The following is a 6610-nucleotide window of genomic DNA, read 5'->3' as shown; positions in this document are numbered from 1 at the left end:
AAGTAGTTTATGATCAGTACCGCAAATGGGCTTCCATTGGCATCTTGAACAAGTTTAGAAACCCTGTAACTAGTCACATAGGGTTGCTGAATTTGGCCGTTTTCTCGGTTGTAATTAATTGGCGAAATATATACAAAGCCATTTGCTAATTGTGAGGTGATGGTCATGTATTCTCTGTTGCCTTTATGTTGTAGCTTATCCTCTGCCACACGAATAACTTGACCATCTATATTATCGACTCTTACAACTTCTTTACCGTTATCTGCAATGTAAATATACCTTGCTTGGGCTATATTCTTATCTGTAGTCATAAAACCACTGAAAATTTTTGCTAACCTGTCTTTCCATGCTGAAATAGGTGTTCCAAGTACAGGATCTATTTGTTGCTCATTAGTGGCGCGCATAATGGCCATGATAGGTGGGGTTGCATCTAGAAAGTTAAGTGCAGAAATATTTTCTCTAAATACAGAGCGTAAAGCAGCTTCTTTATCAGTCAGTTCTCTTTGCATCTTTATTTGAGTACGTTCAAATAATTGTTCACGCAGCGAGTATTCGTATTGTACTGTGATTAAGCCTGCCGCGATTACTAACACAAACAAGGTAATAATGGGGATTTTATGGCGACTAAAAATACGTCCCGGCTGTACATAGTCCATTTAATCAATTGCCTATTATGCGAGTCTTCCTTCAGTATAGGTCAAAATCATAATAATAAAGATTGATCGTAAATAAAAAACAAAACCACTAAGACGTATTTTTACTTTCACACAGACAAAAAAAGCACCGCTGCGGTGCTCTTTTATTAGCCAGAATTTTGACTAGCGGAACAGTACATCCTCTTTATTAAACCATTTAACACAAAACGCGAGTAATGCACCTGCCACAATGACTGTCGCTAAGAAAATTAACCCCACTAATGTGTAATCAACTGTGCCTTTAATGATTTCTTTTATTGCCAACGCAACGTTTGTCACTGGAATAAACGCGGTTTTGCTCGTCAGTTCAACATTCGGCATTAAAGCAACCATAATTGGAAAAATGACACCCATGCTTAGTGGTGCCATGTAGTTTTGTGCTTCTTTAAAGGTTCGCGCATAAATAGAAATAGCCAGCGCTAATGATGAGAAGATTGCAGCTATAGGCAATAACAACACAAAAATCAGCCCTAAATCTAATACCGTTAAAGAGCTAAATGCGTTTTTAACAACAGCTAAATCAACAAACGCAATTGCAACCGCGATCCATATTCCCATACTCAATACAGTAATTGTCGTTGTTGCAATCGATGACGCTAATAAAGTAATAAACTTACCAAGTACCAATTGAGTGCGTGTTATTGGTGTTAGTAGCAGAGTTTCTAACGTTCCACGTTCTTTTTCACCAGCACCTAAATCAATCGCAGGATACGTTGCGCCCATCAATACCAGAGGAATAAGTAGATAAGGAATAAACCCACCTATTTTCTCACCCAGATTTTCACGTTTATCTGCGGTATCAACCTTTACAACTTTGATAGGCTCGATAATGGCAGCTTGTTGCTGCTCAGATACGCCAAAGCTTAACAGTTTTGTCGTGCGCAGTTTATCACCATACTCTTTTGCAAGCTCTTTAACGCGGTCAAACAAAAAGTTTATTGCCTTAGCGTCGTTATATACAACTTGCCATTCGCTTTGCTTGGCATCATCTAGTGTTTGCTTTGCGTCTGACGGTAAATAGATACCCATATCGATGGTGCCTGCTTTTACCGCATTAGTGAGGTCTTCTACGCTATTAAAGGTTTCGTCGCCTTTATATAAAGTAAAGCTTTTGTGGTAAAACACCTTATCTGTAAACTCTTGCGCGTAGTTACCATTAATAATTGCGTAGGTGTGCACTTCTTGCTCGGCCTCAAGTGCCGCTTGCGAGCTAATAAATGCCATAACAGCAAATAACAGTGGGAATATAGCAACCGGAAGAGCAACGACGAATATCAAGGTTTTACGGTCACGTAGCAGCTCTTTTAATTCCTTTTTAAATACTTCAAACATCACGGCTCTCCGTTAAAATATTCATAAACGCTTGGTTTAGCTCTTCGCTTTTACCCGTTTGTTTAAACTCATCTAAGGTGCCATCAAAACAGCTAATACCTTGATTAATTACCGCAACCCGATCGCAAAGTAACGCTACTTCATCTAAGTGGTGAGTTGAGAAAATAACCGGTGTACCCTGCTCTTTAAGGCGACGAATAAAGTTAATAACAGTTTGCGTAGTCATAATGTCTAAGCCAGTCGTTGGCTCATCAAGAATAACCACGTCAGGGTGATGAACAACAGCGCGAGCAATATTAGCTTTTTGTTTCATACCCGTTGAAAGGTTTTCGGCGCGTTTATCAATAAAGTTGTGCATATCAAGCAAGGTGAATAGCTCATCACAACGAGCAGCGACCGCTTTTTTACTCATGCCATGTAAACGGGCAAAATATTCTATGTTTTCTTTAACCGTCAAACGTCCGTATAAGCCAGTACTGCCAGACAGAAATCCAATTGATTTACGGCCAACTAATGGCTTTTTAACAATATCGTGCCCAGAGATAGTAATACTACCTTCATCTGGTTTTAAAGCTGTTGAAATCATTCTTAAAGTGGTCGTTTTGCCAGCACCATTTGGACCTAACAACCCTAACACTTCGCCCTTATTACATTGAAAGCTAACGTCTCTTACAGAATGAAAAAACTCTTTATCTTCACGGGGATCTATATTGTCCGTTTTATTTTTTTTATGATCTTTCGTTAGCTTAAACTTTTTCTTAAGCCCTGCGACTTCAATCATGTGCGTTTCCTTCGTTTCGGTCTAAAGTAATCGGTATTACTATAAAAATCTGGATTTTCATTGTCAGTCCACCAACCCGGCACACCTAACAATGGCAGCGGCGATAAATTTTTATTGTCCCGCAAGCAATCATCATTTTTTATCATCTCATAAAGACGTTGATCTAGATACGCATATTGCTCGCTTAAATCTTTACAAAATATGTCATCAGGAACAACAACAAACAAAGCCTTACCTGTTAGGCCTATATAAGGCTGAGTGAGCATTTCGTAATTAGCGTGACCAAACATATATGGCCTAATACTTTTCCCCCATTGTTGTCGCTGCTCAACAAACGCCTCTTGCCATTGGTGGTCGCGTAACAGCTGTTGCCAACTTTGTTCTGTAATTGCAAGCACGACACCACATTCATCAAATAAAGTCAGTGCGTTTCTATGTTTGCTCCGCTCTTTTAGACCGTGTAGTTTAATTTCTTCTATATGTTGATGATTGATCAGCACTTTGGTTTTTGGGAATAAACACCAAATAAATCCGCCAAAAAGGTCGTGCCAATTTTGTTGTCTTGTTGGTACTTGCCCAGTTTCAAAGATAATTTGTTCGTAATAGCGAGTTTCGTCAGAAAATTTTTCATCTTCAACAAAACTAATAGCGGTGCCTTGTGATGTTTGTGCATTCAGATACTGACTAAACCAGTGACATGAAGGCCAATCTGATAGCTTATCTATATTAAATAGTGTTGCTAAATCAGCAAAGGCACCGGTTGTTAAGTATTGTGTAGACCACTGCTCGGGTGCGGTAAATCGTTTCATTGCGTAATATATTAACTTCTTGATGTATTGTGACTAGTTTACCGCAAAAACTGGTTCTCATTAATAGAACCTCATATACTAATGCCACCATAAAACAAAAAAAGAGCTATTATGAAACGCTATTTTCCAGTGACACTCCTTGCAAGTGCTATCATTGCAGGCTGTGCTTCAACAAGTATCACTTCAAATGATGTAGAAAAAGCCTATCAAAGCATTAACTCAGAGCAATTAGCTGAGCATATTAAAGTGTTGGCATCAGATGAGTTTGGCGGCCGTGCACCATCATCAAAAGGTGAAGAGCTTACCCTTGCCTATTTAACTGAACAATTCAAAGCATTAGGTTTTGAGCCGGGTAACGGTGATAGTTTCTTACAAGAAGTACCGCTTGTTTCACTTGAAGCAGATTCAAACATGGTACTGACTATTGGTGGCAAAGATTACCAATACAAAAAAGACATGGTTATGGGCAGTAGCCGCATAAGTGCAAAAGAAAGTATTAAAGACTCAGAACTTGTGTTTGTTGGTTATGGTGTCAATGCATCTGAATACAACTGGAACGACTACGAAGGCCTGGACGTAAAAGGCAAAACAGTTGTCATGCTGGTAAACGATCCTGGTTTTGCGACTAAAAACCCTGATTTATTCACCGGTGATGCCATGACCTACTATGGTCGTTGGACATACAAATACGAAGAAGCGAGCCGTCAAGGTGCAGCAGGTGCAATTATCATTCACGAAACAGCACCAGCTTCTTACCCTTGGTCTGTTGTTGAAAACTCTTGGAGCGGCGAACAGTTTGGTTTCCAAAAAGAAAACAACAACATGGATCGTGTTGCTGTTGAAGGTTGGGTAACCACAGACGTTGCTAAAGAGTTGTTCTCGAAAGCCGGTTTAGATTTCGACACCATGAAAGCAAATGCTGCAAAAGGTGCTTACCATGTTGATATGGGCGACCTAACAGCCAGCGTTGAAGTAAACAATACGATTAAAAAGTCAATTTCGTATAACTTTATCGCGACTTTACCGGGTAGCGAAAAGCCAGATGAGCACATCATTTATTCTGCTCACTGGGACCACCTTGGTACAGATAAAACCCGTAAAGGCGACCAAATCTATAATGGTGCCCACGATAATGCGACTGGCACTGCAGGTTTAATTGAAGTGGCAGAAGCGTTTGCAAGTTTACCAGAGCACCCTAGCCGCTCAATGACATTCTTAGCTGTCACGGCTGAAGAGCAAGGTTTACTTGGCTCTAAATATTATGCTGCAAACCCTGTGATCCCAGCTTCTCAAACTGTTGCAAACATCAATATGGATAGCTTGAACTTATTAGGTAAAGTTAAAGATATCAGTGTTGTTGGTATTGGCAAATCAGAAATGGATAGTCTGCTAGAAACAGCTGCAAAAGCACAAGGCCGTACAGTATCTGGCGACCCTAAACCGTCTTCAGGTGGTTACTATCGCTCTGATCACTTTGCGTTTGCAAACATGGGTGTACCAGCAATGTATGCCGGTGGCGGTAGTGAAGCCCTTGATGAAGAAACAGCAAATTACCGTAAGCGTATGAGTTTAGTGCTTCGTGGTTGTTACCATCAGCCATGTGATCGATACCGTGATGAATGGGATTTATCAGGTGCCGTTCAGGATCTTCAGTTATTCTATCAAGTAGGTTTTGATATCTCTGAGCGTAAAGAATGGCCTAAATGGAATGCTACTTCAGAGTTCCAACGCCAATAGATGCAAATGAGATTGATTTTCATTAAAATCTAATTTACAGTGTAACCTGATTAATTTTTAGGTTGCACTGTATGCTCTCATTATCACAAACATCGAGTTTCATTCCTAAAAAAGTGAGGTGTTATATTACGGATAATAAACGCTTGTTTTTACCCCTTCTTTTGCTTGTTGCATTAGTAGTACCAACAACGCGTGAATTTACCCTTCAAGCTTTAAGTGATGCTTTTTTTCAAGTATCAGTATTTGTTGCAGCCACCTTATTAATCTATTACTACCTTATTGATCGCCTTCCTCAGTTACAGCTTAGCTATTTACGTGCTAAATCAGGCATTCTAGAAGTGAGTTTTGCTTCAATCTTAGGTGCTTTACCTGGCTGTGGGGGTGCCATTATTGTGGTAACCCAATTTACCAAAAAACAAGCTAGTTTTGGTTCTGTTGTTGCAGTCTTAACCGCAACCATGGGGGATGCTGCTTTTTTGCTATTAGCCACTCGCCCTCTTGATGGTTTATTAATGATGTTAATCGGTGTTGCTGTGGGCGTTATTAGCGGTCAGTTAGTTAACACATTTCATAAAGCTAATAAATTTCAACCTGATGAGGCAAGCGAATACACAGAACCGCCGCAGTGCCAACCAAGCGCTTTGAAATTTAGCCGCCCTGTTTGGAAATTGGCCCTAGTACCAAGCTTGATAGTTGCCTTTGTTATCGCCACCAATACCGACCTTAGCGTATTCGGTGATAGCGTTAATCAAGGTATCACCCTATTTGGCTCGATTATGGCGTTATTCACTGTAGTTGTATGGGCACTTTCATCTAAAGGCAGCAGTTATAAACAAGTAACCAGTGAAGAGGCTCCTTGTACTCCACCTTCAAAACTAACAAAGGTTTTAATGGACACCCACTTTGTTACGGCCTGGGTTGTCGCCAGTTTTATGCTTTTTGAAATTTTAGTTAATCTGGCTGGTATAAATTTGAGCGTATGGTTTTCTGACTACGCATATTTAGCACCGCTGGTGGCTGTAGCCATTGGTTTATTACCTGGTTGTGGGCCGCAAATTGTCGTAATGACACTCTATATTCAAGGTATTATTCCATTTAGCGCTATGGCAGCAAATGCAATTTCGAATGATGGCGACGCCCTATTCCCAGCAATCGCATTAGCACCAAAAGCAGCGTTAATGGCAACTGTGTATTCAACAATACCGGCACTGTTATTCGGTTATGGCTTGTACTTTTACGGAATATAATTTTTGCTT

Annotated in this window: 5 protein-coding genes and 1 pseudogene; 2 read left to right on the top strand and 4 right to left on the bottom strand. The window is 40.2% G+C overall.

Annotated elements, in window-relative coordinates:
* The 4 genes and pseudogenes from L1264_RS13280 to L1264_RS13265 form a co-directional block, all read right to left on the bottom strand.
* Positions 1-656 (bottom strand): annotated as a pseudogene (locus L1264_RS13280) (ATP-binding protein); the annotation flags it as partial.
* Positions 657-818: 162 nt separating this feature from the next.
* Positions 819-2027, bottom strand: a complete 1209-nt coding sequence (locus tag L1264_RS13275) for an ABC transporter permease subunit (protein ID WP_199526534.1) — start codon at positions 2025-2027, stop codon at positions 819-821.
* Positions 2020-2808 (bottom strand): ABC transporter ATP-binding protein, encoded by a 789-nt coding sequence (locus L1264_RS13270; protein ID WP_199526535.1) that lies wholly within the window; start codon positions 2806-2808, stop codon positions 2020-2022. The genes L1264_RS13275 and L1264_RS13270 overlap by 8 nt, the downstream gene beginning before the upstream one ends.
* The gene (locus L1264_RS13265; protein WP_235404106.1) at positions 2805-3617 is read right to left on the bottom strand and encodes a DUF3025 domain-containing protein; all 813 of its coding nucleotides are present in this window, start codon (positions 3615-3617) and stop codon (positions 2805-2807) included. The genes L1264_RS13270 and L1264_RS13265 overlap by 4 nt, the downstream gene beginning before the upstream one ends.
* A 111-nt stretch (positions 3618-3728) precedes the next feature.
* On the opposite strand from L1264_RS13265, the gene L1264_RS13260 reads away from it, so the two are divergent.
* A complete protein-coding gene (locus L1264_RS13260; protein WP_199526537.1) occupies positions 3729-5354 on the top strand; it encodes a M28 family metallopeptidase in 1626 nt (541 codons plus the stop codon).
* Positions 5355-5425: 71 nt separating this feature from the next.
* Complete coding sequence (locus L1264_RS13255; RefSeq protein ID WP_199526538.1) at positions 5426-6601, top strand: putative manganese transporter; 1176 nt, start codon at positions 5426-5428, stop codon at positions 6599-6601.
* Positions 6602-6610 lie beyond the last annotated feature (9 nt).

Origin of the sequence: Pseudoalteromonas sp. APAL1 (assembly GCF_021532475.1) — a bacterium.
Classification (GTDB): Bacteria; Pseudomonadota; Gammaproteobacteria; order Enterobacterales; family Alteromonadaceae; genus Pseudoalteromonas; species Pseudoalteromonas lipolytica_C.
This window is presented reverse-complemented; position numbering and strand designations above follow the sequence as displayed.

What these genes read in the sequence shown, in the direction of transcription:
- L1264_RS13275 (WP_199526534.1), bottom strand. Translation starts at nt 2,027, where the DNA reads ATGTTTGAAGTATTTAAAAAGGAATTAAAAGAGCTGCTACGTGACCGT.
- L1264_RS13260 (WP_199526537.1), top strand. Translation starts at nt 3,729, where the DNA reads ATGAAACGCTATTTTCCAGTGACACTCCTTGCAAGTGCTATCATTGCA.
- L1264_RS13270 (WP_199526535.1), bottom strand. Translation starts at nt 2,808, where the DNA reads ATGATTGAAGTCGCAGGGCTTAAGAAAAAGTTTAAGCTAACGAAAGAT.
- L1264_RS13255 (WP_199526538.1), top strand. Translation starts at nt 5,426, where the DNA reads ATGCTCTCATTATCACAAACATCGAGTTTCATTCCTAAAAAAGTGAGG.
- L1264_RS13265 (WP_235404106.1), bottom strand. Translation starts at nt 3,617, where the DNA reads ATGAAACGATTTACCGCACCCGAGCAGTGGTCTACACAATACTTAACA.